The organism is Nocardia sp. NPDC006982 (assembly GCF_042869435.1).
Lineage (GTDB): Bacteria > Actinomycetota > Actinomycetes > Mycobacteriales > Mycobacteriaceae > Nocardia.
Map to the genome: position 1 here is coordinate 16,590 of NZ_JBIAFV010000004.1, position 22,258 is coordinate 38,847.

General features: G+C 65.9%; 24 protein-coding genes. 6 read left to right on the top strand and 18 right to left on the bottom strand.

Annotation, left to right across the window (positions count from 1 at the left end; all coding sequences use genetic code 11):
* Window positions 1-20 precede the first annotated feature (20 nt).
* From ACFYOW_RS17055 to ACFYOW_RS17070, 4 genes are all read right to left on the bottom strand, one after another.
* Entirely contained in the window at window positions 21-473 is a 453-nt protein-coding gene (locus ACFYOW_RS17055; protein ID WP_157124579.1) for a flavodoxin family protein, read from the bottom strand.
* 598 nt (window positions 474-1,071) lie between these two features.
* The gene (locus tag ACFYOW_RS17060; RefSeq protein WP_387288884.1) at window positions 1,072-1,590 is read right to left on the bottom strand and encodes a hypothetical protein; all 519 of its coding nucleotides are present in this window, start codon (window positions 1,588-1,590) and stop codon (window positions 1,072-1,074) included.
* Window positions 1,587-2,333 carry a 4-hydroxy-tetrahydrodipicolinate reductase gene (dapB, locus tag ACFYOW_RS17065; RefSeq protein ID WP_063044537.1) on the bottom strand — a complete coding sequence of 249 codons (747 nt, stop codon included), beginning with the start codon at window positions 2,331-2,333 and terminating at the stop codon, window positions 1,587-1,589. The genes ACFYOW_RS17060 and dapB overlap by 4 nt, the downstream gene beginning before the upstream one ends.
* 90 nt (window positions 2,334-2,423) lie before the next feature.
* A complete protein-coding gene (locus ACFYOW_RS17070) occupies window positions 2,424-2,834 on the bottom strand; it encodes a MarR family transcriptional regulator (RefSeq protein ID WP_387288886.1) in 411 nt (136 codons plus the stop codon).
* A 59-nt stretch (window positions 2,835-2,893) separates the two neighbouring features.
* On the opposite strand from ACFYOW_RS17070, the gene ACFYOW_RS17075 reads away from it, so the two are divergent.
* Window positions 2,894-3,340: a MarR family winged helix-turn-helix transcriptional regulator gene (locus tag ACFYOW_RS17075; protein WP_387288888.1), complete on the top strand. Its 447-nt coding sequence runs from the start codon at window positions 2,894-2,896 to the stop codon at window positions 3,338-3,340.
* Between the two features lie 43 nt (window positions 3,341-3,383).
* On the opposite strand, the gene ACFYOW_RS17080 is transcribed toward ACFYOW_RS17075, so the two are convergent.
* Window positions 3,384-4,490, bottom strand: a complete 1,107-nt coding sequence (locus ACFYOW_RS17080) for a zinc-binding dehydrogenase (RefSeq protein ID WP_387288890.1) — start codon at window positions 4,488-4,490, stop codon at window positions 3,384-3,386.
* A 216-nt stretch (window positions 4,491-4,706) separates the two neighbouring features.
* Here ACFYOW_RS17080 and ACFYOW_RS17085 point away from each other — a divergent pair, with 216 nt between their 5' ends.
* Window positions 4,707-5,105 (top strand): VOC family protein, encoded by a 399-nt coding sequence (locus ACFYOW_RS17085; protein ID WP_387288892.1) that lies wholly within the window; start codon window positions 4,707-4,709, stop codon window positions 5,103-5,105.
* 92 nt (window positions 5,106-5,197) lie between these two features.
* Here ACFYOW_RS17085 and ACFYOW_RS17090 read toward each other — a convergent pair whose 3' ends face one another.
* The 3 genes from ACFYOW_RS17090 to ACFYOW_RS17100 all read right to left on the bottom strand — a co-directional run bounded on the left by ACFYOW_RS17090 (window position 5,198) and on the right by ACFYOW_RS17100 (window position 8,443).
* A complete protein-coding gene (locus ACFYOW_RS17090) occupies window positions 5,198-6,598 on the bottom strand; it encodes a pentapeptide repeat-containing protein (protein WP_387288894.1) in 1,401 nt (466 codons plus the stop codon).
* Between the two features lie 130 nt (window positions 6,599-6,728).
* The gene (locus tag ACFYOW_RS17095) at window positions 6,729-7,583 is read right to left on the bottom strand and encodes an SDR family NAD(P)-dependent oxidoreductase (RefSeq protein WP_387288896.1); all 855 of its coding nucleotides are present in this window, start codon (window positions 7,581-7,583) and stop codon (window positions 6,729-6,731) included.
* Window positions 7,580-8,443 (bottom strand): SDR family NAD(P)-dependent oxidoreductase, encoded by an 864-nt coding sequence (locus ACFYOW_RS17100; RefSeq protein WP_387288898.1) that lies wholly within the window; start codon window positions 8,441-8,443, stop codon window positions 7,580-7,582. Before ACFYOW_RS17100 ends, ACFYOW_RS17095 begins: the two co-directional genes overlap by 4 nt.
* A gap of 124 nt (window positions 8,444-8,567) precedes the next feature.
* Between ACFYOW_RS17100 and ACFYOW_RS17105 the strand changes: the two genes are divergently transcribed.
* Complete coding sequence (locus tag ACFYOW_RS17105; protein ID WP_387288900.1) at window positions 8,568-9,107, top strand: helix-turn-helix transcriptional regulator; 540 nt, start codon at window positions 8,568-8,570, stop codon at window positions 9,105-9,107.
* 11 nt (window positions 9,108-9,118) lie between these two features.
* Here ACFYOW_RS17105 and ACFYOW_RS17110 read toward each other — a convergent pair whose 3' ends face one another.
* Window positions 9,119-10,384: an MFS transporter gene (locus tag ACFYOW_RS17110; protein WP_387288902.1), complete on the bottom strand. Its 1,266-nt coding sequence runs from the start codon at window positions 10,382-10,384 to the stop codon at window positions 9,119-9,121.
* 49 nt (window positions 10,385-10,433) lie between these two features.
* Here ACFYOW_RS17110 and ACFYOW_RS17115 point away from each other — a divergent pair, with 49 nt between their 5' ends.
* On the top strand, window positions 10,434-10,763 hold the full coding sequence (locus tag ACFYOW_RS17115; protein ID WP_387288904.1) for an ArsR/SmtB family transcription factor: 330 nt from the start codon (window positions 10,434-10,436) through the stop codon (window positions 10,761-10,763).
* 1 nt (window position 10,764) lies between these two features.
* Here ACFYOW_RS17115 and ACFYOW_RS17120 read toward each other — a convergent pair whose 3' ends face one another.
* From ACFYOW_RS17120 to ACFYOW_RS17140, 5 genes are all read right to left on the bottom strand, one after another.
* Window positions 10,765-12,264 carry a tetratricopeptide repeat protein gene (locus ACFYOW_RS17120; protein WP_387288906.1) on the bottom strand — a complete coding sequence of 500 codons (1,500 nt, stop codon included), beginning with the start codon at window positions 12,262-12,264 and terminating at the stop codon, window positions 10,765-10,767.
* Between the two features lie 61 nt (window positions 12,265-12,325).
* On the bottom strand, window positions 12,326-13,636 hold the full coding sequence (locus ACFYOW_RS17125; RefSeq protein ID WP_387288908.1) for a M16 family metallopeptidase: 1,311 nt from the start codon (window positions 13,634-13,636) through the stop codon (window positions 12,326-12,328).
* Between the two features lie 80 nt (window positions 13,637-13,716).
* A complete protein-coding gene (locus tag ACFYOW_RS17130; RefSeq protein ID WP_387288910.1) occupies window positions 13,717-15,990 on the bottom strand; it encodes a polyribonucleotide nucleotidyltransferase in 2,274 nt (757 codons plus the stop codon).
* Between the two features lie 539 nt (window positions 15,991-16,529).
* Window positions 16,530-16,799, bottom strand: coding sequence for a 30S ribosomal protein S15 (gene rpsO / locus ACFYOW_RS17135; protein WP_327100954.1), 270 nt, complete (start codon window positions 16,797-16,799; stop codon window positions 16,530-16,532).
* Between the two features lie 127 nt (window positions 16,800-16,926).
* Complete coding sequence (locus ACFYOW_RS17140; protein WP_387288912.1) at window positions 16,927-17,895, bottom strand: bifunctional riboflavin kinase/FAD synthetase; 969 nt, start codon at window positions 17,893-17,895, stop codon at window positions 16,927-16,929.
* Window positions 17,896-18,044: 149 nt separating this feature from the next.
* On the opposite strand from ACFYOW_RS17140, the gene ACFYOW_RS17145 reads away from it, so the two are divergent.
* Complete coding sequence (locus ACFYOW_RS17145) at window positions 18,045-18,821, top strand: metal-dependent transcriptional regulator (RefSeq protein ID WP_387288914.1); 777 nt, start codon at window positions 18,045-18,047, stop codon at window positions 18,819-18,821.
* Between the two features lie 158 nt (window positions 18,822-18,979).
* Here ACFYOW_RS17145 and ACFYOW_RS17150 read toward each other — a convergent pair whose 3' ends face one another.
* The gene (locus ACFYOW_RS17150) at window positions 18,980-19,402 is read right to left on the bottom strand and encodes an EF-hand domain-containing protein (RefSeq protein ID WP_387288916.1); all 423 of its coding nucleotides are present in this window, start codon (window positions 19,400-19,402) and stop codon (window positions 18,980-18,982) included.
* A 131-nt stretch (window positions 19,403-19,533) separates the two neighbouring features.
* The gene (locus ACFYOW_RS17155) at window positions 19,534-19,947 is read right to left on the bottom strand and encodes a DUF4345 domain-containing protein (RefSeq protein WP_387288918.1); all 414 of its coding nucleotides are present in this window, start codon (window positions 19,945-19,947) and stop codon (window positions 19,534-19,536) included.
* Between the two features lie 86 nt (window positions 19,948-20,033).
* On the opposite strand from ACFYOW_RS17155, the gene ACFYOW_RS17160 reads away from it, so the two are divergent.
* On the top strand, window positions 20,034-20,636 hold the full coding sequence (locus ACFYOW_RS17160) for a TetR/AcrR family transcriptional regulator (RefSeq protein WP_387288920.1): 603 nt from the start codon (window positions 20,034-20,036) through the stop codon (window positions 20,634-20,636).
* Here ACFYOW_RS17160 and truB read toward each other — a convergent pair.
* Together truB and npt are read right to left on the bottom strand one after the other, a co-directional pair.
* The gene (gene truB, locus ACFYOW_RS17165; RefSeq protein WP_387288922.1) at window positions 20,608-21,513 is read right to left on the bottom strand and encodes a tRNA pseudouridine(55) synthase TruB; all 906 of its coding nucleotides are present in this window, start codon (window positions 21,511-21,513) and stop codon (window positions 20,608-20,610) included. The genes ACFYOW_RS17160 and truB overlap by 29 nt on opposite strands.
* The gene (gene npt / locus ACFYOW_RS17170) at window positions 21,513-22,184 is read right to left on the bottom strand and encodes a 4'-phosphopantetheinyl transferase Npt (protein WP_387290021.1); all 672 of its coding nucleotides are present in this window, start codon (window positions 22,182-22,184) and stop codon (window positions 21,513-21,515) included. Before npt ends, truB begins: the two co-directional genes overlap by 1 nt.
* Window positions 22,185-22,258 lie beyond the last annotated feature (74 nt).

Below are 22,258 nucleotides of genomic sequence, written 5' to 3' on the forward strand. Positions count from 1 at the left end.
CAAAATTCGGGGGACGCGCATTACCCCATGAGCTGCGCCGCAACGGTCGCGCCGAGTTCCCAGCACTGCTGGATCTCCTCCTTACCGGGCGCGCCCATCACGATGACCGGCGCGGCAACCTGCTCCCAGCCGAGTCCGGTGGTCACGCTTCGCACACCCCGCTCGGCCCCCTCGGTGCCTTCATTGCCGTGCAGATAGAAGCCGAACGGCCGACCGCGCGTCGAATCGAGGCACGGGTAGTAGAACGTGTCGAACGCATGCTTGAGCGCGCCGGACATATAGCCCAGATTCGCCGGGCTACCGAGCAGATAACCATCGGCGGCCAACACATCACTCGCGGTGACCGCGAGCGCAGCCCTGCGCTCGACCTCCACCCCCTCGATCTCCGGATCCGTCGCTCCCGAGACCACCGCCTCGAACATCGCCTGCATATGCGGTGACGGAGTGTGATGAATGATCAGCAGCCGTGGCACATCCAGCAGCGTACTGCCGCCTTGAACTCGAGTCGGATCTAAGTGCCCTTAGCTATTGACTGGCGACAAAATAAGAGGAAAATAAAGGTTTACACCAGAAAACCGGAAGTGCCGAACTGTCGGCGGAGACGTCCAAAGGCATCGGAGACACTTTCGAGGATCTGGCCAGGCCCCCGGCAAGCCAGTCGAATATCGGAGCTGTCAGCGACGACTGAAGCTCATGAATTCGATGGAGACTACCGGGGACTGCTCTGTGTGGGGGTTCTTTTGCTCGAGGGCCTGTTCCCGAGGGCTCAAATCGGGAGCGCCTTCGATTCCAGCTATTCGGGCGACATCCGGACATATCCCGATGCCGCACATATCGCGCCCACGACAATGCACTGATGGCGCAGCCTTCTCGCTTTTGCCGCCACCACTACATGGTGATCATCCATCTTGCTCGGCGCGCGGGGGTCGGCGAAAGGGGCGAGGAATCCCTCGGCACAGGACATCGAAGCCCACGAGAATGCGCTGGTGGCGGGGGCTTCCTGGTGTTTGGGTGCGCCAATGCATGGTGATCGGCTGAGCGGATTCGGGGTGGCTCCAATATGGCGATGGGTCAGGGGGTGTGGTCCAGTTTTTCCAGGGCTACTGCGCGGCGCATGGTTTCGCGGGCTCGGGTGCGGTCGCCGGCGTAGTCGTAGGCGCGGGCCAGGCGGTAGGACACGCGCCAGTTGTCGGGGTCGGCCTCCCATTCCTGTTTGACCTTGTTGAAGAGTTCGTCCGCGGCGGCGCGCTCGATGCGGCCGGAGGGGCGGCGCGGGAGGTTCGAGGTGTCGAGTTCGAGGCCCTCGTCGTGGATGCGGCGGGCCAGATGTTGATGCGCCAGGGCCGCACGGACGGTGGCGACGACGATCCAGACGCCGAGCAACGGCAGGATCAGCACGCCGATGCCGATGACAACGGCTGCGAGGTCACCGGAACCGATGAGGCTGAGCGCGATGCGGCCCAGCAACACGAAGTAGAAGCCGAGCACGACGACCAGGGCCGCGATGAATGCGACGACCTTGCGGACGTCGGTGCCGCGCGCGTCGGTGTCCGAGCCCTGGTCTTCCGGCTGGACCGGTTCCTGTGTCACAGATCCAGGAACGGGTCGAGCCCGACGGTCAGGCCTGGGCGATTGGCGATCTCGCGGACGCCGAGCAATACGCCGGGGGCGAAGGAGGAGCGGTCGATCGAATCGTGGCGGATGGTGAGGGTTTCGCCCTGGGTGCCGAAGAGCACCTCCTGGTGTGCGACGAGTCCGGCCAGGCGCACCGAATGCACCCGAACGCCGTCGACATCGGCGCCGCGCGCGCCTTCGAGTTCCTGCGTGGTGGCGTCGGGGCTGCGGCCGACTCCGGCCTTGTCCCGCGCGGCGGCGATCAGGCCCGCGGTGCGATATGCGGTGCCCGAGGGCGCGTCGACCTTGTTCGGGTGATGCAGTTCGATGACCTCGACCGAATCGAAGAACCGCGCCGCCTGCTCGGCGAACCGCATGGACAGCACGGCGCCGATGGCGAAGTTCGGGGCGATGAGCACACCGGTCTCCGGCCGTCCGGCCAACCAGCCGCGCACCTCGTCGAGGCGCCCCTCATCGAATCCGGTGGTCCCGACGACCGCGTGAATTCCGCGTTCCACCAGGAACTTCAGATTCCCCATCACCACATCGGGATTGGTGAAGTCGACGACCACCTGGGTGCCCGACTCGGTGAACGACTCGAGCGAATCGTCCTTGTCGACGGTCGCGACCAACTCCAGATCGTCGGCCGCCTGCACCGCCGCACAGATCGCCTGACCGACTTTCCCCCGCGCACCGAGCACTCCGACCCGAATGGTCACCGCACCTCCTAATTCCACCAACGACTCCGCCAGCCTATCGACCCCGCTCCCTCCCGGTCCGCTGACCTCCGGTGATCGGCGGCACGCAGCTCAGGCGCCTGCCATATTCTCGGCCATCTGCTCCAGCAGGCGAACGGTCTCGACGTACTGGTCGTCGGTGATGCCGTCGAGCATGGCGCGGCGGCGCTTGCCGATCAGGGTGAAGGCTTGGTGGTGGGTGGTGCGGCCGGTGCCGGTCAGGGCGAGGGTGCCCGAATCGTCGCTGATGTCACCGCGATCCACCAGCTGCGCGAGTTGGATGCCCCACTCCGCGGGGTCGTTCCAGAAGGGGGCGAGGCCGTCGCGGACGTCGGCGGCGGGGCGCGGGCCTTCGGCGAGTGAGTTGAGGATCTGCCAGTGGCGGCGGGTCAGACCGGACGCGGCGAGATCGTCCTCGAAGCGGGCGTCGATCCGGCGATCGAGTTCCTTGAGCCAATAGCCGATCGGACGTAGTGCTGCCATCGTTCCTCCAAAGCATGTAGAATTACAACTACATGTAATATGACATGAAAGTAGGCCCGATGGAAGAGCGCGATGCGGTGACCGCGGACGTCGAGGCGGCGATGGTGCGGATCCGGCGGCGGCAGACCCGCGGGGCACTCGGCAAAGATTCGCCGGTGCCGATCGCGGTGTTCCGGGTGCTGGACGCGGTAGCAGGCGCGAATGCGGACACCGTCGGAGCCCTGGCCCCGGCGTTGGGCGTCGATCAGCCTCGCGCGAGTCGCCTTGTCGCCCAGGCGGTTTCATCCGGTCACCTGGAGCGGGTGGCGGATCAGCAGGACGGCAGGCGAGCCGTGCTGCGACTGACCCCCGCCGGACGCGCCGTCGTGACCGCAGCACGCGACGGCCGCCGCAGCGCCATGGCGGCCGCGATGGCGGACTGGACCGACCGTGAGCGCACCGAATTCGCCCGCCTGCTAGGACGATTCGTCGACGCACTCGACCAACACCCCGGTCCGCGCGACTGAAAACCCTGCACAGACCCCACGAGAGGACGAAAACACCGCCGCGCTAATCGAACACGATGACCTGCCGCAGCGCATGCCCGGCAGCGAGTTCATCCATGGCGCGGTTGATTTCGTCCAATCCGACGTGCGAGGAAACCAGCTTCTCCACGGGCAACCGACCCTCGCGCCACATCCGAACGTACTCCGGGATATCGCGGGAGGGCACCGCCGAGCCCAGGTAGCTGCCGATGATGGTGCGGCCCTGCGCGACCAGTGCGAGGGGCGAAATGCTCGCACGGGCATCGGGGGCAGGCAGTCCGACGGTAACGGTCGTACCGCCGGGTCCTGTTGCGGCAATGGCGGTTTCGAAGGCACGGACATTGCCTGCGGCCTCGACCACGACATCGGCCTGTATGTCCTGTTCCGCGAGTTCGGCCGGTGTGTACACGGCGCTCGCGCCGAGTTCCTTTGCGAGAGCGAGCTTTTCCGGCACGGTATCGACGGCGATCACCTCATGCCCACCGAGCGACACCGCGACGAGCACCGCCGCCATGCCGACGCCGCCGAGCCCCACGACCATGATCCGATCTGCCGCACCGGGTTTCGCGGAGTTGAGCAGCGCACCACCACCGGTGAGCACCGCGCAGCCCAGTACCGCGGCAACCTCCGGCGGGACATCGGCGTCGACCGGCACCACCGATCGGCGATCGACGACGGCGTGCGTCGCGAAGGCGGACACGCCGAGGTGATGATGCACCTCCGCACCCTCGCGGTGCAGCCGTCGTCCACCGTTCAATAGCTCACCCGCATTGTTGGCAACGCTGCCCGGCCCACACGGCGTTCGGCCCTCACTGGCACAGCCCGCGCACTCCCCGCAGCGCGGCAGGAAGGTCATCACCACGCGCTGCCCCACCGCGAGATCACTGCCACCGGGCCCGATGGCTTCGACGATGCCCGACGCTTCGTGCCCGAGCAGCATCGGCACCGGTCGCACCCGGTTTCCGTCCACCACCGACAGGTCGGAATGACACAGCCCGGCGGCCTCGATCCGCACCAGCAACTCACCCGGACCCGGCTCCCCCAGATCCAGCTCACAGACGGTGATCGGCGCCGACTCGGCGAACGGCGTGGGCGCTGCGATCCGCTCCAGGACCGCCCCTCGAATCTTCATTCCACGACGCTACCGCGCAGCGTCACAGACCGACCAGCATGGCCCGCATCACTCGGGGGTGGCACCATAGAGCGCGATTGGCTAACCTCGACGCCCGTGACGGTGCTCCCGTAGGCCGCCTTGTACCGAGCCCGGGGTCGGGACCGTCACGACACAAGGAGAAATCCCCTGGCCCACCCGTCACCCGACCACCACCCCTCACGGAATCGCTCCGCGATGCCCTCTGTCCAGTTCAATCACACCATCGTCGGCTGCCACGACAATCGGGTGTCAGCCGAATTCTGGTCGGACATCCTTGGTTTGGAACTAGGAAAAGAGTGGGGTCCGTTCATCCCGTTGCCGACGGGTAACGGAGTCACCTTCGACTTCGCGAACGTGCCGCCGCACATCACCGAAATCCAGCCCCAGCATTACGCATTCCTGATCTCCGAGGCCGAGTTCGACACGGCCTACGCCAAGATCCAGCGCTACAAACTGGAGCATTGGGCCGACCCTCGACAACAGGGCGTCAACGAGATCAACCACAACGATGGCGGTCGCGGCGTCTATTTCCTCGACCCGAGTGGTCACTTCATGGAATTGATCACCGTTCCCTACGGCGGGTGGCCGACGTAGTGCGCTCCGTCGGGGCAGCCGTCACCTGCGGATGCCCCGACGGGCTGGTTTTGCGGAGCCCTGCCTGCCTGTTCGCGCGGATCGGCTGAGCGTCACACCGCGGCGGTCGGTGGCCAGGGATTGGGTTTGACGCTGGTCGGTTTGCGGGTCGGCACATCATCCCAATCGAAGTGGATGCCCACCCAGGCCTTCGGACGATCGAAGTTGATTTCCTGGGCGGCGAAACGGGTGCCGACGAAGGAGATGTCGCCGAAGAAGTCGCCTTCGGTGAAATCGACTATGCGCCCGCCGAGCACCGTCTGCGGGAATCTGACGCCACCGTGGAACTCGGCGCGCGCAAAGTCCGTTTCGCGGGTGCCCCTGTTTCGCAGTCGATTCGACGCACCTACTCTGGCCTCGTCGAAGGCCGTGAGTGTGGCGTAGAACTGCGCGCCTCCGAATGTGACACGGGCACTCACGAATTCAGCGCGATCGAAGGCGATGTGGTCACCGTCGAAGGCGGCACGCTCGAACAAGGTCAGCTCCGCCCGGAACTTCGCGTCCTGGAACGAGGTTCGCGCGCCGAGGAAGCGGGCGCCGCTGAAGTTTGTGCGCGGACCTTTGAAAGTCGCACTCTCGAATGACACCGAACTTTCGAAAGTGACGTCAGCGAAGGTCGTACCATAGCCTGCTGGTTCCCGCTTCTCGATGAGGCTGGTATCGAACGTCGCGCGGTCGAACAGCGCCGGGCCGTCCCGGAAGGTCGCGCCACGGAAGGTGACATGGTGACCGTCGAACCGCGCGCGCTCGAAGGTCGAGGGTCCGATAAACCTCGCCCCGGCGAACGCCGTGTGCCGCCCCGAGAACACCGCGTCTCGGAAATCAGCCGTCTCCAGCACCGCACCTCGGAAAGACACGTTGCACGCCGACCACGAGATGTCCGCCGACGGTCTCAGGTGCTGTGCGATCACGCGAACGATGGCGCGGCGCACCTCCCGATCGTTCTGCCGGAACTGGTAGACCCGCTCGACCTTGATCCCCGTTTCCTCCGTCGATTCGGCCCGCGAGACAAGATGATTCGCGCCATCGTCCGGTTCGTACGGCAACTGCAGATACCCACACAGCACGTCGACGCACTGCTGTCTTCGACTCGGTGCCGAGAACTCATCGGCCACCCCCGCCATCGCGTAAACCCCGGCGATCCGCACCGCCACATCCGCATCCCCCAACTGCCGCGCCGCCGCTCCGAACAACTCCGCGAACCGCCCGCGCTCCAGATCCCGCTGCCGCCGATACGCCACCACCAGCGCGACCGCTCCGCCAACCCCGGCGGCCACCGACAGCGCGATCTTGGTGAGGTCCAACTGATTCGGCGTCTCGGCCTTCGCACCCAAGAGCCACCACAACAACCACCAGGTCAGCCCGGCGATCACCAATCCACCGACCACCGCGCCCACCACCGCGAGCAACAGTGCCGCGCGGTATAGTCGGTTGCCGAACCGCCCCCATCGCATCCCCGCATGGTAGCTGGATTGTCGCTCGCCGACTACCCGGCCGGATCAGCTACCCCTGCGCCCCTTACCTTTTCGAATGCGATTCATGATGCGTGGCGGGGTGACCGATCCGGCGGTCACGGCAGATCGGTCAGGCACGCCCCCGGATCGGCTGCTGGTCGAACCGGCCGCGCAATTGTTCGGTCACCTCCCACAGCCGCCGCGCGGTGGCCACATCGTAAGACTGTGGGGACGACCTGACAGGGTTGAATCTGTTGTAGTAAGAACCGCTTTCGATGTCAGAGCTGGTGGCAAGTTCGATGATCGGCGCCGCCCCCTTGGCCGTCGGAAGCGAAATGGCGTGCATGGCCGCCACCCGCAGGCGCGGAAACTGCCGTCCGAGATCGGAGCGAACCATTCCAGGATGCAATGCGAGGATGGCCAACTCGGGATGCCGACGCTGCAATTCATAGCTGAACAAGAGATTTGCCAGTTTGCTGCGGCTATAGGCGATGAACGGATCGTAGTGACGTTCGCTGCCGAGGTCGGCGAAGTCGAGATCTATTGCACCCGAGTGGAACAGCGCTGCGCGATGGCCCTCGGAATTGACATTCACCACTCGCCCGGCACCGCGCCGCAACAGCGACAGGAGAACGCTGGTCATCGAGAAGGGCGCCAGGTGGTGCACGGCGAAGTTCAGCTCGACGCCCTCGGCGGTGACCTCTCGGTCGGGCACCATCACTCCGGCGTTGTTCACCAGCGTGTCCACCGCGTCGGTGACCTGGACGATCTGCCCTGCGGCACGGTCGATTCCGGCCGCCGTGGCGACATCGGCGGTGATCACGGTGGCATCCGGCAATTCGACGCGCAACTCGGCGGTGCGGCGCGGGTCACGCCCGATGAGGATCAACCGGTGTCCGTCGCGCGCCAGCCGCCGCACGGCATGCCTGCCCATTCCAGATGTGGCCCCGACGAAGACGATGGTTCGCGATACCGATGCGCTCATGCCGCACCCGCCACACCAGATGCCGAGCGCAGCCCGTAGACGGCGGATATCACGCGTTCGCGCAGCGATGCGGGCAGGTGGACCAGCAGCGCGAAAGTGCGGACGCCGGTTCCCGCGGCGTAGTGTCGCTTGGGCTTTCGCGTCGTCACCGCCTGCACCACCGCGCGCGCGACCGGACCGACCGGACCGAGTCGCATGCGTTCACCGGCTGCCGCGACGGCGTCGAGCTGGCTGCGGTAGAGCGCGACGCGCTCCGGATCGGACTCGGAGAACGCTTGCTGTGCACCCAGTTCCGCTTTGGCGAAGATCTCCGTGCGGGTGCCGCCCGGCTCAACGAGAACCACCGGAATATTCCAGGCGGACAGTTCCAGCCGCAGTGCATTCGACCACGAGGCCAGAGCCGCCTTGCTGGCCGAAATCGGCGCCATGAACGGTATCGGGAGGCGCGCGGTCGGCGCACTGATATTGACGATGCGGCCTCGGCCCGCGCGCACCAGCGGCAGAAACTCTCGGCAGACGTAGGCCGGGCCGAGCGTGTTCACGTCGAACTGGCGGCGCAGCTGATCGGGCGTTACCAGCTCGAGCGGCCCCTGCACGATGATTCCGGCGTTGTTGATCACCGCGTGCAGCCCCTCGGAGCCGACCTGCTCGGCGATGGCGGCGGCCGCTCGTGCCACGCTGTCGGGATCGGTGACATCCATTGCTACCGAACGAATTTCGGCGGAATCATGACTGGGTGCCGTGGAGTGCACACCCGCATAGACGGTGTAGCCCCGCTGGATCAGCAGATCGGTGACCGCGGCGCCGATGCCGCCGGTGGACCCGGTAATGAAGACATTGCCCTGACCGTGTTTCGGCACGGCTCCTCCAGATGTTCGAATCAACATGTTACTTTGAACAGGTGAATGCGAAGGAAGCCTCTCAGATGTCTATCGACATGTCAACAGGAACATGTCCACATGAACACAACGCGGGTGATCAACTGTGTCACTGAGGCATGCCCTGCTGGGACTACTCGCCGAGAACCCGGCGAGCGGCTGGGATCTGAGCCAGCGATTCGACGAGGTACTGGGTTCGGTTTGGCCCGCCGGGCATCCACAGATCTACAGCGAGCTGCGCAAATTGCAGGAGAACGGATACATCGCCGTCGACGCCGAGGGCCCGCGCGGACGCAAGGACTACCGGATCACCGAGGCGGGCCTGACCGAGGTCAGGCGCTGGCTGACCGAGACCGAAGTAGACCACACCATTCGATTGGAACCGCTGCTGCGTTCGGTGTTCTTCTGGCTGATGACACCTGAACAGGTAGCCGAGCACCTCGACCGCGAGGCCGCCTACTACCACGGCCTCGCGGAGAACTACCGCAAGATCGCCGCCGCCAAGGATCGCGGCGAATACGGTCGAAGCCCGCAGACGGATTCGCTGCGCATCGCCGCCGAGGCCGGAATCCGGCTGTCCTCGGCCCTCGGCGAGTGGGCGGACTGGACCAAAGCGCGCCTGTCGCAGGAGTCGCCAGACGGGTAGCGCCGAATCGGCTACCCCTGCGCCCCTTGCATTTTCGCTTCCTGATTCCGGCGCAGTCCGAGCCCCGCCGCCACCAGGCACGCGAAGGCGACCGCACCGACGAACCATGGGAACACCTCGCTCAGACCCCATTCGGTGGCCGCCCAGCCGGCGAGGATGGTCGGCAGCGCCATGGCGGTATACGCGAGCAGGTAGTACGCCGACATGGTCTCGCCGCGCTTGTGTTGCGGCACAACCTCGGACAGATGCCGCAGCGAACCGCCGAAGCCGAGTCCGAAGGTCGCGCCGAGTAATACTCCGGCCAGCAGCACCACTACCCAGTTGCCGGTGTGCAATGCGGGCACGGTGAGCACCAGCGCCACCGCCATACCGGTATCGCCGCCGATTGCCGCGCGCCGCGCCGGAATTCCGGTCGCGAAGAGCTGCGCCGTGGCACCGGCCACCGCGGTCGACGCGACGACCGCGCCACCGAAGACCAGATTGTGGATGCCGGTTTCCGCCGAAGCGAGCGACGGATACAGCGACAGCAGCACGCCAAGCACCGACCAGGCCGCCATCACACCCAGCGCGGAGAACCAGAAGTCACCGCGAATCTCCTGCGGCACCGCTGGTTTCGCGATCGTGATGCGTCCGGCGATCCGAGCGGTATGCGGTTCCCGCAAGGCGATGACACCGACGCCGATGAGCAGGCACACCACCGTGATGACGACATACGGCATGCGCAGCGGATGCGGCGCGTACTGCGCCAGCAATGCCGAGCCCAGAATCGCCACGGCCATGCCGACGTTGAAGGCAACACCACTGAGCTGACCGGACCGCGCACCGTGCTTCGGCCGCAGATCCAGCAGTGCCGCGGCACCGGCGACCACCGTCGAGCCGACCGCCAGCCCGTGCAACGCCCGCGCAACCAACAGCATCGCGACATTGTCGGCCAACAGGAACACCACGAGCCCGATGATCATGGTGGCGAATGCGCCGAGCAGCACCGGCTTGCGACCGACCACATCGGAGATGCGACCGGATACCAGCACCGCGGCCAGCGCCGCGAATGCGTATACCGCGAAGACGAAGGTCGTCGTGAGTGGCGTGAAATGCCACTCCTTCTGGTACATGCCGTACAGCGGCGCGGGCACCCCGGAGACACCGAGCGCCACCCCGCTCGCCGCCAGAATCAGCGCGTAGGCCCAGCGCTGAGAGGTCTGCTGGTCGGCCGCCACCGTCATTGTCGCTGCCATCGGAACCCCGATCAGGTAAGTTTGATGATGATCGAACTTCATTAGACGATACAGCCGGTACGATGACCATCAAACCACTGTGAGGTAGATCATGACCGAAACTAAGGAATCGGCCACCGAGGCGCTCCCGGTCGCCTCGTTACCCGCCGTGCTCGGCGCCCTGCAGGATCCGGTGCGGCTGGAGATGGTGCGACGGCTGAGCAATGCGGGCACCGCCGTGCGCTGCGGTGCGCTCTATGAGGTGATCAACAAGTCGACAGCCACCCATCACTTCAAGATTCTGCGCGAAGCCGGTGTCATCGAGCGACTGATTATCGATGGGCAGACCTGCCAGCGTCTGCGCTCCGAGGACCTCGACAATGCCCTGCCCGGCCTGCTGCCCTCGATCGTCGAGGCGGCGAACCGCGCCCACAGCGACTGAGTCAACCCGTTGGCGTCGGCCGCGCCGGCGGCGTGAAATGGAACGTCGGAATGGGCGGCGGTGCGAAGTGGAAGGTCGGCACAGTCGGCGGTGATTTCGGGGCGGTCGGCACCGGAGTTCGCTCATCGCTGTGGAAGGTCTGCGTCGCGGTTTGCTGCAAACCCCACCAGATCGCGAGCGCCATCAACGCCGCGACCAACAGCACGCCCCCGGCATATGCGTCGAACATCCGCCACCGGTACTCCAGCGCCTGCACCAGCAGAATCTCGAGCAGCAACGTCGCAACCACAATGCCCACGATCACGACGAACACCCCGAACGCCGCAGGCTGACGAGCCCAATGCCGCAGCGCGGCAAGCATTCCGACGAGCAGCAGCCCGCCGACGACCACGATGATCACGCTCAACAGGGCGAACTCCTCCCCCGCACTGCGATCCGACTCACTGTCGCGCCGCACGACCCACGCCCCGAACAGCAGCAGATGCGCCAGCGCGGCACCCACCACCCCGACCAGCACCACGATGTACCCGCCGCGCACATCCTCGGCCGACCAATCCGATCGCAATACCAGCGCACCGATATCGGCGACGAAACTCGAGAGCAGCCCGATCACCAACGCCGACAACGCTTCCGGACGCCCTAGCAACCGCTTACGCATATATCCCGGCGGCAACTGACTACTCAGTTTCCGGAACACGCCGAACCACGCACCGAGGACACCAACGAACAGCACCGGTGTCAGCACCCGCACACCACCCGTGGGAATCCACATCGATAGGGAGACCACGGCGGCCGCGAAGAACCACACCCAGGCGGCCAGCCTGATCAGCGCCCGCCACATGATTTCGGCGAGCAGCCGACGTGCACCCGCATTGCCCGGATTCGAGCCGAGCAGTCCACGCAGCGTCGCGACTGCCTTATCCCTGGTCGCGATGTTCTCGAAATCCAGCCGCGCGCGGGTCTGCAGCAGTTCGGCATGCGCCGGGTCCTCGGCGAGACCGGCCTCGACGTGGCGTCGGGCCGCATCCGAATCATGTAGTCGCCGATAGGTTTCCGCCGCGTGGGCGTGTGTGCCCGCATGTGCTGGGGCGAGTTGGATCGCCCGTTCGAGAGCATCGCGGGCTTCGGCTCGTGGTTTATCGGAGGTCGCCGCATCGGCGACGACTCGCGCAAGCACCAGCAGGGCGGCGACATTATCGGGTGCCAACCGAGTCGCCATGCGGGCGTGCCGTTGCGCTTCGTCACGCATGGTGTAGGCGTCATAGGCCAGGGCCGCGGTCAGGTACGCGTCGATGCGCGCCGGGTCGGCGGCGATCGCCGCGGTCGCATAGCGCAGCGCCTCGTCGGTCTGATCGAGTCGATAGGCGATGTCGGCCATGCGTTCCAGCAACACCGGATCGTCCGGTTGCTCGACCAATGCCTCGCCGATGATCCGGCGCGCCTCGTCGAGCCGTCCGAGTTCGACCGCCACCTCGGCACGCCCCAGCGCCGATCCCGTCATATCCACCCCGATCGGATCGGTGGCCGGGCGCGAATCGCACCGGCCACCTTGTTGATCTACCTCAGTCCTCGACCAATCGCCGCACCGCGGCGGGCAAGTCCCGGGTGCGCCGGTACGGTCCGGCCACCGAGGCCGCGAACGGTCGCGCCAACAGGGTACGGGCGATCGCGGAAACCTCATCGGTAGTCACCGCATCGATGCGCGTCAACGTCTCCGAGACGCTGCGGTGGTTGCCGTAACTCAGTTCGCTGCGACCGATCCGGTTCATCCGCGATGCCGAATCCTCCAGGCCGAGCACGAGTCCGCCACGCAACGAACCCTTGGCGCGCGCGCACTCCGCGTCGGTAATGCCATTGGCCGCAATCTCTTCCAACACCCCGCGCGCCAATGTCGCCACCTTGCCGAGATTTTCCGGCTGACAGCCGATGTACACCGAGAACGCGCCGGTATCGGCGAAGGTGTCGACGCTGGAATACACCGAGTACGCCAGTCCGCGTTCCTCCCGAATGCGTTGGAACAGCCGCGAACTCAGGCCACCGCCGACCACGGTATTGAGCACCGACAGCGGCCAGCGACGCTCCCCCTCGTGCCGCCCGAAGGCGCGCACGCCGAAGGCCAGATGCGCCTGCTCGCTGTCGCGATGGCACCAGTGCAGCTCAGGTGCGCTGTGCGGCCGAAAGCGGCCCTCACGACGGCGGGCCGGCTCGGCGGCCGGGTCGAGCCGGGGCGCGAATGCGCGCTGCACCAATTCCACGGTGTGGTCGTGCTCCACATTGCCCGCGACCGCGACGACCATCCGGTCGGGCCGGTAGCGCCGCAGATGGAAGCCGCGCAACTGCGCCGCATTCATCGCCTCGATGGTTTCGATGGAGCCGATCACCGGCCGCCCGATCGGATGATCACCGAAGAGCGCGGACAGAAATGCGTCGCCGACCAGATCCTCCGGATCATCGTCGCGCATGGCGATCTCCTCGAGCACCACCTGCCGCTCGACGTCCACATCCTCGGCCCGGCACAGGCCGTTGAGTACGACATCGGAGACCATATCGACGGCCAGCGGCAGATCCTCGTCGAGGACATGGGCGTAGTAGCAGGTCTGCTCCTTCGCGGTGAACGCGTTGAGCTCGCCGCCGACCGCGTCCATCGCCTGCGCGATATCCAGCGCCGAACGCGTCGGAGTCGCCTTGAACAGCAGGTGTTCCAGGAAATGCGCGGCACCCGCGACGGTCGGTCCCTCGTCGCGCGAGCCGACCCCCACCCAGACCCCGATCGACGCCGAACGCACGCCGGGCACATGTTCGGTGACCACGCGCAGCCCGCCGGGTAGTACGGTGCGCCGTACCCCCGCGTCGGTGCCCCGCATCTGGTCCATCCGCAGCTCCAGAGACGAACCCCCCTGCTCGCCGCGGAGCAGAGGGGTTGTCGTCTTCTTCTTCGTCACAGAGACAAGTACTACTCGGTCTCCGCCTGGCCCGCATCAACGGATTCGGCGGCCTCCGGCTCGTCGGCGCTCTCGTCGACCGGCACCAGCGAAATCTTGCCGCGGTTGTCGATATCGGCGATCTCCACGCGCAGCTTGTCGCCGACGTTCACCACGTCCTCGACCTTGGCCACGCGCTTGCCGTTGCCCAGCTTGGAGATGTGCACCAGGCCGTCGCGACCGGGCAGCAGCGAGACGAACGCGCCGAAGGCGGTGGTCTTGACGACCGTGCCGAGGAAGCGCTCGCCGACCTTCGGCAGCTGCGGGTTGGCGATGGCGTTGATCTGGTCGATCGCCGCCTGCGCCGCCGGGCCGTTGGTCGCACCGACGTAGACCGTGCCGTCGTCCTCGATGGAGATATTGGCGCCGGTCTCCTCGGTGATCTGGTTGATCACCTTGCCCTTCGGGCCGATGACCTCACCGATCTTGTCGACCGGGATCTTGATCGCGGTGACGCGCGGAGCGTAGGGGCTCATCTCGTCCGGGGTGGCGATGGCCTCGGCCATGACCTCCAGGATGGTGGTGCGGGCATCGTGCGCCTGACTCAGCGCACCCGCCAGCACCTGCGAGGGGATGCCGTCCAGCTTGGTGTCCAGCTGCAGCGCGGTGACGAAGTCCGGGGTGCCCGCGACCTTGAAGTCCATGTCGCCGAAAGCATCCTCGGCGCCGAGGATGTCGGTCAGCGCGACGTAGCGGACCTCGTCCTCGCCCTTGTCGTTCTTGATGGTGTCCGACACCAGGCCCATGGCGATACCGGCGACCGGCGCCTTCAGCGGCACACCGGCGTTCAGCAGCGACAGGGTCGAGGCGCAGACCGAACCCATCGAAGTGGAACCGTTGGACCCCAACGCTTCCGAGACCTGACGGATGGCGTAGGGGAACTCCTCCTGGCTCGGGAGAACCGGGATGAGCGCCCGCTCGGCCAGCGCGCCGTGGCCGATCTCGCGACGCTTCGGCGAACCGACGCGACCGGTCTCACCGGTGGAGAACGGCGGGAAGTTGTAGTGGTGCATGTAGCGCTTGGAGGTCTCCGGGCCGAGCGAGTCGACCTGCTGGGCCATCTTCACCATGTCGAGGGTGGTGACACCCATGATCTGGGTCTCGCCACGCTCGAACAGCGCCGAGCCGTGGGCGCGCGGGATCACGGCGACCTCGGCGGACAGGGCACGGATATCGGCCAGACCGCGACCGTCGATGCGGAAGCCGTCGGACAGGATGCGCTGGCGCACCAGCTTCTTGGTGACCGAGCGGAATGCCGCGCCCAGTTCCTTCTCGCGACCGGAGAAGTCGTCGGCCAGCCGGTCCAGCACGGCGAGCTTGATCTCGTCGATCTTCGCCTCGCGCTCCTGCTTGTCGGCGATGCTCAGCGCCTCGCCCAGCTCGCGCTTGGCGGTGCCCTCGACGGCCTCGTAGACATCGGCCTCGTACGGCGGGAAGAGCGGGAACTCCTCGGTCGGCTTGGCAGCCAGCGAGGCCAGATCCTGCTGCGCCTTGCACAGGCGGGCGATGAACGGCTTGGCGGCCTCGAGGCCCTGCGCCACCACGGCCTCGGTCGGCGCCTGCGCACCGTCGGCGATCAGTGCGACGACCTTATCGGTGGCCTCGGCCTCGACCATCATGATGGCCACGTCACCGGATTCGACGACCCGACCCGCGACGACCATGTCGAAGACCGCGCCCTCGAGCTGCTCGACCGTCGGGAACGCGACCCACTGGCCGTCGATCAGCGCGACGCGCACGCCGCCGACCGGGCCGGAGAACGGCAGGCCCGAGATCTGGGTGGACGCGGAGGCGGCGTTGATGGCCACGACGTCGTACAGGTCGTTCGGGTCCAGGCTCAGCACGGTGACCACGACCTGGATCTCATTGCGCAGGCCGTCCACGAAGGACGGACGCAGCGGACGGTCGATCAGACGGCAGGTCAGGATCGCGTCGGTGGAGGGGCGGCCCTCACGACGGAAGAACGAACCCGGGATGCGACCCGCGGCGTACATGCGCTCTTCGACATCGACCGTCAGCGGGAAGAAGTCGAACTGATCCTTGGGGTGCTTGCCCGCGGTGGTCGCGGACAGCAGCATGGTCTCGTCGTCCAGGTAGGCGACGACCGAACCGGCAGCCTGGCGGGCCAGACGGCCGGTCTCGAAGCGGACGGTGCGGGTTCCGTAGGTGCCGTTATCGATCAGCGCGACGGATTCGAACACACCGGGTTCGACCTCGATAGCCGAAGATGTAGTTGTTTCAGACATTTTTCTGCTCTCAACCTCTCGTCTTCGCTGGATCGAGCGCCGGGTGGGCGCGATCCAGCTCTCGTCAGCCGTACCGGATACGGACGCGCGGCAACCCTCCTGGCTGCGACGCGCACACCCGGCCGAATCCCCTTGGAACCGGCGACGCGGAGGCGGTCATCGATCGAAGCCCGCCGGCGACTGCTCGCCTGCCGGGAGGCCACTACCGAAGACCGACGCCACGCGGGCGGGTGCATACGGCTGTGCAATGTTGTCGTGCAAACGGGGAGTAAATACCGCTCATACACATATAGCCAACGGGGAGATTGTACTTCTCCCCGTTGGCTACCTGATCGACCGCCTCGGGTGAGCAGCGTGTCGAGCGCTTGCGCACCCAACCCCGCCATCACGGAGCGAGTCTTACGAGCGACGTTCGCGGCCCGTCTCGCGGCCGAGCCGTCGAAGCGCATGCGACGAAGTCGCGAGTCTCGACGGCTCGGACGCGAGACACCAAGGGGCCGCGAACACGCCGCGCCGCAGGCGCGGCAAATCAAACACAGTTACCGACGCAGACCCAGGCGCTCGATCAGCGAACGGTAGCGGTGGATGTCCTTGTCGGCGAGGTACTTCGACAGGCGCTTGCGACGACCGATCAGCGCCATCAGGCCGTGGCGGGTGTGGTGGTCGTGCTTGTGCTTCTTCAGGTGCTCGGTGATGTCGGCGATCCGCTTGGACAGCAGCGCGATCTGCGCCTCCGGGGAACCGGTGTCCTTCTCGTGCACGCCGTACTCGGCGAGAATGGCCGACTTCTGCTCGGTGGTCAGCGCCATGGGGCATCCACTCCTATTTCTCAGTTCCGCGCTCGAGGATTCCGGTTACCCGGCCGGGTGCCACCGCGGACCGCAGCAAACCCGAGGAGCCACCTTACCCGACACCGCCACGCCGAACCGAATCCGGTCAGGAGTCGGCGGCGGTGAGGACCTTGCGGGAGTTCTCGACGTCGCGAGACATGGCCTCGAGAAGTTCGTCGATGGAATCGAATTTGCGCATACCGCGCAGATGTTCGACGAAATCGACCGCGACGTGCTGGCCGTACAGGTCGGCCTCACTGTCGAGCACATAGGCCTCGACGGTACGGGCGCGCCCCGAGAAGGTGGGGTTGGTGCCGATCGAAATCGCGGCCATCGCGCGCTGCCCCGGCGTCACGGTGCCGATGGTCGGGCCGGGACCGAGCACGGTGAACCAGCCCGCATAGACGCCGTCGGCCGGAATGGCGGCGTACATGGGCGGTGCGATATTCGCGGTCGGGAAGCCGAGCTCACGGCCGCGGCCGTCGCCGTGCACGACCACGCCCTCGACCCGATGCGGACGGCCGAGCGCCTCGGCGGCCGCGGCCATATCTCCCGCGTCGACGCAGGCGCGGATGTAGGTGGAGGAGAAGGTGACCGCGTGCTCGCCGAGTAGTTTCACGCCGTCGACCTCGAAGCCGAAGCGCTCACCCAGCTCACGCATGGTCTCGATGGTGCCCGCAGCCTTCTTGCCGAAGGTGAAGTTGTCACCGACCACGACCTCGGTCACATGTAGCCGCTCGACCAGCAGATCGTGTACGTAGCGCCCCGGGGGCAGCTTCATGAATTCTTGGGTGAACGGCATGACGCAGAACACGTCGACGCCGAGTTCCTCGGCCAATTCCGCGCGCCGGGTCAGCGTGGTCAACTGCGCCGGATGCGAGCCGGGGCGCACCACTTCCATCGGGTGCGGGTCGAAGGTCATCAGCACCGCCGGAACACCCCGCGCGGCAGCGGACTTCACGGCCCTGCTGATCAGCTGCGCGTGGCCGCGATGCACACCGTCGAATACGCCGATCGTGAGCACGCACCGCCCCCAGTCCGCAGGTACGTCATCGAGGCTTCGCCATCTCTGCACAGTCCGCAGCCTACGCAAAACGAGGGGCGAACAGTATTCGGAGGTGTCAATCCGCACTCCGGCCAGAGCCCCGTGTGTACATGGGGTGAATTGCGGGTTCAGCTGGGTGAGCAGTGTTCAAGTGTCTGAATGTGTGAATCGGGAGTCCAATGCATAAGCTCGAAGATGTGCCCGGTAAACGAGACATCGCAACCCGACGCGAGCTGGCCGACACCGCAGCGCAGCCGACCGAGACCACAGGCCCCCACGGCAGCACCGCGACGGTTGCGCCGGAGCTCACCTCGGTCGCCCAGGACTATTTGAAAGTGATCTGGACCGCTCAGGAGTGGTCGCAGGAAAAGGTATCTACGAAACTGCTCGCCGAACGGATCGGCGTCTCGGCTTCCACCGTCTCCGAGGCGGTACGCAAGCTCGCCGATCAAGGCCTTGTCGAACACGCCCGGTACGGATCCATCACCCTCACCGAACACGGGCGTCGCGCGGCGGTCGCCATGGTGCGCCGGCATCGGCTGATCGAGACATTCCTGGTCAACGAACTCGGCTACGGCTGGGATGAGGTACACGACGAGGCCGAGGTGCTCGAGCACGCGGTCTCGGAGCTGCTGATGGCCCGCATCGACGCGAAACTCGGCTATCCGGACCGGGATCCGCACGGCGATCCCATTCCCTCGGTCGACGGTGCGGTGCCGACGCCGCCCGCCCGCCAGCTCAGCGACTTCCGCGCGGACGAATCCGGCCATGTCGCACGGATTTCCGATGCCGATCCGGATATGCTGCGCTACTTCGATTCGGTCGGCATCGCCCTCGATACACCGATCGTCGTGGTGGAACGCCGAGACTTCGCGGGCACTATCGCGATTCGCATCGGGGAGCGCACCATCGATCTCGGCCGCCCTGCGGCCGAAGCCATCTGGCTCAGCGACTGACGATCGCGTGCCGGTGGTGACGATTCGTTGTCACCACCGCACGCCGCCGCGGCCACCGCGTCCGCGGCAAGAACAAACTCCGATATCCACCTATCGCATCATTGGGCCTGGGAGTTACCACAGGTCAAGCCCCGTAGAAATTTCGCGCGCCGAATCGATCAGCGCGACAGGAAATTCAGCAGCGCACGGAATTCCGACGGCGACAGGTAGCCGTCCCCGTCTGTATCTGCCGCCGCAAGCAGCGATTCGGCGGGCTCGTCGATCAGTCCGGCACCGACATGGCGGATCAGGGATTCGAGTTCGTCGACCGAGATTCTGCCGTCGCCGTTGATATCGAAGACCGTGAAGGCCGCATCGGCATCGGTGACCTCGATACGGCCGCCGACCAGTGCGGCATCGAATTCGGCTCGGGAGACCAGGAAGTCGCCATTGGTATCGGCGGCGGCGACCATCCGTTCGACGGCCTCGTCATCGACTTCCAGTCCGAGCGAACGGATTCCGGTGATTATGTCCTCGACCGACACCAGACCGTCGCCGTCCCGGTCCCAGAGCTCGAACGTATCGACCGGTTGTCCACTCATCGCCCCACTGCCTTCGTCGCATTATCTACCGCGCCCACTGTACGGATCGCCGGCCTTGTTGACGCATAGCCACTGACTACCTCGCATAGGGCACACCCCATGCGAGGTAGTCATCCGATATGCGACACCGGTCAGCTGGCGGCGGGCACGCGGTCGGTTGTGAAGGCAGTGCGCTTTTCGTGGGCGGCGGCCAGCCAGAAGAAGATCGGTGGGAGGGCGAATTCTATTGCGGTGAGGACGATTTGGAACCAGTGCGGCCAGCCGTAAACCGCGACCGAGATCAACCGGGCGACGCCGCTCAGTAGGAAGATTCCGGCGAGCCAGCGCACCGCGGGTGCGGAAATCGGATTTTGGCGGGCTGCCCAGATCCAAGCGAGGCCGTAGCCGAGGAAAATGCCGCCGAAGAAGCGAGTCTGACTGTCGGCGGTGACGCCGGAGGAGCGCATATCGGGGATGCCGTCGATTCCGGCGGCCATGTGGAATATGCCGATACCAACGATGACAACGCCCATCGCCATGGACAGCCATTTGAGTGCCGCGGTCATGAATTCCTCCCTTCACTAGTAGACGTATGTCTACTAACCTCGACCCTACGACGCTTAGTAGACATACGTCAACTAAGCTTCCCAGGATGACCCGCCGCCGCCTCGCCCCCGACGAACGCCGCCGCCTGCTGCTCGACGCGGGCGCGAAACTATTCGCCGAACGCGCCTACGATGCGGTGCTGATGGAGGATGTCGCGGCGGCGGCCGGTGTTTCGCGCGCCCTGCTCTACCGCCACTTCCCGACCAAACGCGACCTCTTCGCGGGCATCTACCAGCTGGCCGCCGATCGCCTGCTGGTCGCCACGAAACTCGATTCCGAAACCCCGCTGCCCGAACAGCTCGCGGCCGGACTCGACGAGCATTTCGACTATTTCGAGGCCAATGCCAATACGGTGGTGGCCGCCAACCGCCTGCTCTCGGGCGATCCGACCATACAGGCGATCATCTCGGGCGAACTCGGCGAACTCCGGGTGCGCCTGCTCGACGTCATGGGCGTCGAAGGCCGAATCCGCGAGCTCACCTCATCGGTGCTGACGGGCTGGCTGACCTTCGTCCGTGTGCTATCGGTCGACTGGCTGGAAAACCGCACCTGCACCCGCAACGAACTCCGCGATATCTGCGTCGGCGCGCTGCTCGGCGCGCTGGAACCGCTCGGTGCGGTCAAAGATTCGACGGACGCACGACCATGACCGAGGCCGCGCGCTTACCGCTCTCCTGCAATAGCGCGATTGCGCGTCCGGACGGGTCGATGGCGGCGTAGACACCGGATATGCCGACCGGCTCGAGCCAGCGACCGTTGCGCAGATCGTCGGCCTGCTTGTCATCGATATCGCGGTGCGGGAACGCGGTTCGGATGGCGTCGTCGATATCCAGACTCAACGACGCGTTCTCGGATTCGGCCAATTCGTCAAGGGTTCTGGCGTGTTCGAGGGTGAACGGGCCCACCCTGGTGCGGCGCAAGGCGGTCAGATGGCCGCCGACGCCGAGTGCGGCGCCCAGATCGCGCGCCAGGGCACGAATGTAGGTGCCGGACGAACATTCGACGGCCACATCCAGATCGACGAATCCCGAAATATCCCGGCGGGCCAGGATATCGAAGCGCGAGACGGTGACCGGGCGAGCGGCGAGCTGCACGTCTTCACCGGCCCGGTGCCGGGCATAGGCGCGCTCGCCGTTCACTTTGATGGCGCTGACCGTGGCAGGCACCTGCTCGATATCGCCGGTCAATTTCGCAGTGTGCGTGGCGATTTCGGCGTCGGTGAGATGGATCGCCGACGCGGTCGAGAGTACTTCGCCCTCGGCATCGTCGGTGGTGGTGGCCTGGCCGAGACGAATGGTCGCGGTGTAGGCCTTGGTGGTCAGCGTGAGCAGGCCGAGCAGTTTGGTGGCGCGTTCGACGCCGAGCACCAGCACGCCGGTGGCCATCGGATCGAGCGTGCCGGCGTGGCCGATCTTCTTGGTACGCAATAGTTTTCGACATTTCGCGACGACGTCGTGGCTGGTCCAGCCGCCGTCCTTGTCAACGATCAGCAGACCGCCGAGTGCGTCGATCCGGGCGTCGGCCATCAGTCGTGCACGATCGCGGTCAGGATGAGTCCGTCGCCGATCATCCAGCGGCCGTCGAAGGAAATCAGCGGCGCGCCACCATCGGTGACCTGTCCCGGCACCAGGATCTGGCTGTGGAACGTACCCGAACCCGCACCGTCGGAACTCTCATCAATGGTGAAGGTGATGTGGGCGTCCTCGAAGCCGAGCCAGCGAGCGGTCAATGGCCACCACGCCTTGTAGGTGGCTTCCTTCGCGCAGAACAGCAAGCGGTCCAGGTGCAGTCCGGAACCATCGACCCGCGCCAACCAGTCCCGCTCGGGGGGCAGGCTCACCGAATCCAGCACGCCCTCGGGGAGCGTGCCGTGTGGTTCGGCGTCGATGCCGATCGAGCGGAACCGCAGTTTGTGGCCCAAGGCCGCCGCCCGGTAGCCGTCACAGTGCGTCAGGCTGCCGACGATGCCGCGCGGCCACACCGGTGCCCCCCGCTCGCCCTTGCCGATCGCGACTGGAGCCTCACCCAGTTCCACCAGCGCCAGCCGGGCGCAGTGCCGAGCACCGATGAAGTCCCGGCGGCGCTTCTCCACCGACTTCTCGATGAGGTGCGCCTCGGCCGGATGCGGCTGCAGATCCTCGGGATACTCCAGGAGCTCTGCCGAAGCCACGCCAGCGGGAAGAATTTTCTCGATCAGCTCCTCCGCCTCCCCGAACCTTCAGGCCAGACTCGTCTGCCACGCAAGCAGCGTCGGCGTCCGGCGATCAGGGG

Bases quoted from the DNA above. Each gene is read 5' to 3' on its own strand.
- truB (WP_387288922.1), bottom strand. From the start codon at position 21,513: ATGGCCGACGCCCGGATCGACGCACTCGGCGGTCTGCTGATCGTTGAC.
- ACFYOW_RS17085 (WP_387288892.1), top strand. From the start codon at position 4,707: ATGCCCTCTGTCCAGTTCAATCACACCATCGTCGGCTGCCACGACAAT.
- rpsO (WP_327100954.1), bottom strand. From the start codon at position 16,799: ATGGCGCTGACCACCGAGCAGAAGTCGGCCATTCTCGCCGAGTACGGC.
- ACFYOW_RS17150 (WP_387288916.1), bottom strand. From the start codon at position 19,402: ATGAGTGGACAACCGGTCGATACGTTCGAGCTCTGGGACCGGGACGGC.
- ACFYOW_RS17120 (WP_387288906.1), bottom strand. From the start codon at position 12,264: ATGACGGGATCGGCGCTGGGGCGTGCCGAGGTGGCGGTCGAACTCGGA.
- ACFYOW_RS17070 (WP_387288886.1), bottom strand. From the start codon at position 2,834: ATGGCAGCACTACGTCCGATCGGCTATTGGCTCAAGGAACTCGATCGC.
- ACFYOW_RS17115 (WP_387288904.1), top strand. From the start codon at position 10,434: ATGACCGAAACTAAGGAATCGGCCACCGAGGCGCTCCCGGTCGCCTCG.
- ACFYOW_RS17110 (WP_387288902.1), bottom strand. From the start codon at position 10,384: ATGAAGTTCGATCATCATCAAACTTACCTGATCGGGGTTCCGATGGCA.
- ACFYOW_RS17130 (WP_387288910.1), bottom strand. From the start codon at position 15,990: ATGTCTGAAACAACTACATCTTCGGCTATCGAGGTCGAACCCGGTGTG.
- ACFYOW_RS17145 (WP_387288914.1), top strand. From the start codon at position 18,045: ATGCATAAGCTCGAAGATGTGCCCGGTAAACGAGACATCGCAACCCGA.
- ACFYOW_RS17155 (WP_387288918.1), bottom strand. From the start codon at position 19,947: ATGACCGCGGCACTCAAATGGCTGTCCATGGCGATGGGCGTTGTCATC.
- ACFYOW_RS17090 (WP_387288894.1), bottom strand. From the start codon at position 6,598: ATGCGATGGGGGCGGTTCGGCAACCGACTATACCGCGCGGCACTGTTG.
- ACFYOW_RS17125 (WP_387288908.1), bottom strand. From the start codon at position 13,636: ATGGACCAGATGCGGGGCACCGACGCGGGGGTACGGCGCACCGTACTA.
- ACFYOW_RS17095 (WP_387288896.1), bottom strand. From the start codon at position 7,583: ATGAGCGCATCGGTATCGCGAACCATCGTCTTCGTCGGGGCCACATCT.
- ACFYOW_RS17160 (WP_387288920.1), top strand. From the start codon at position 20,034: ATGACCCGCCGCCGCCTCGCCCCCGACGAACGCCGCCGCCTGCTGCTC.
- ACFYOW_RS17080 (WP_387288890.1), bottom strand. From the start codon at position 4,490: ATGAAGATTCGAGGGGCGGTCCTGGAGCGGATCGCAGCGCCCACGCCG.
- ACFYOW_RS17075 (WP_387288888.1), top strand. From the start codon at position 2,894: ATGGAAGAGCGCGATGCGGTGACCGCGGACGTCGAGGCGGCGATGGTG.